The 964-nt window shown below is 51.3% G+C and carries 3 protein-coding genes; all 3 read right to left on the bottom strand.

The features are described 5' to 3' along the window. On the bottom strand, nucleotides 1–206 hold a 206-nt coding region (locus AC2FNE_RS24665; protein ID WP_496806573.1), incomplete at its 3' end, for a rhodanese-like domain-containing protein. A 67-nt stretch (nucleotides 207–273) separates the two neighbouring features. Continuing rightward, nucleotides 274–546, bottom strand: a complete 273-nt coding sequence (locus AC2FNE_RS24660; RefSeq protein WP_170607423.1) for a CBU_0592 family membrane protein — start codon at nucleotides 544–546, stop codon at nucleotides 274–276. A gap of 29 nt (nucleotides 547–575) precedes the next feature. Then, a partial coding sequence (locus AC2FNE_RS24655; RefSeq protein ID WP_496806572.1) for a cupin domain-containing protein occupies nucleotides 576–964 on the bottom strand: 389 nt, incomplete at its 5' end.

The raw sequence follows: 964 nt of genomic DNA, 5'->3' as shown, positions 1-964 counted from the left end.
ATGTGAGGCAGATCGGAACGGTGGTCAGAAATTTCGTCAATGTCAAAAAAACGCGCACCGGGAATATGCCCTGCGTCATATTCAGCTTTCGCGTCCCTCTGCTGTTGAGGCAGATACCACGAACCGTCCAGGATTCTAAGATCCGGGTCTTTCATGTGGGTGGCAAGCCATTCCGTAGAAACGAGGGTTTTCGGATCGTCCTGCATCAAAGCCTCCCTTAACGCGCAGAGTTTCCCTATACGCGGCAGGTTAAGGGTTCAAGGCTGGAAGCGTCTATTCTGCCCTTTGACGCAACCTGAAATGCTGGATTATCCCAATCAAACTGATGATGATCCAGAACCCTTCGATAAGCATCGACGCAAGGTTGAAGTTGTACAGCAGCGAATAAACAATCAACCCGGACCCCAAAAGGTTGACTACGGGGAAAATAAGGTCCTCGGAATTCAATAGCCGAACTTGGGTTGCAAGATACGCAGCAACAACGACCAACGCACCGATTGAGCCGATCGCGTCTGCCAGAGTAAGCGCTTCAAGGAGTGCTTCCATTACAATTACCGCCAGTTTTTTTGCGTGAGTTAACTAACCGAAGCCAACACAGCTGGCTGGGCATAGTGGTGCATATTCAGAAATGTGGTGCCGTCTTCGCCCGCTCGATATCCGTGAGGCAGGTCTGCAGGAAACCGCAGGCCCTCACCTGCATGCAGTGGCACCCATTCACCGTCGCGCAAAACTTCAAGCATTCCTTCCAGCACAAACACTTCTTCTGTCACTCCTAGGGCATGAGCCGGTGACTCGTGACACTGGTTGGGCGAAAGCGCGACATGAAAGGTTTCGGCGCCAAGTTCAGGATCAAAAGGAAAAACGATCTTAACTTTGATGCTGCCTGGAAATGTCACTGTGCGAAACACACTGTCATCTGTCGGATCACGAGAAGCTGTTGTTCCGATCAGCGCGCTCAGTGGCA

The sequence above is a fragment of the Ruegeria sp. YKSD179 genome, from assembly GCF_059612885.1.
The sequence above is the reverse complement of the archived record's forward strand: the minus strand, read 5'-3'. Positions and strand labels throughout refer to the sequence as shown.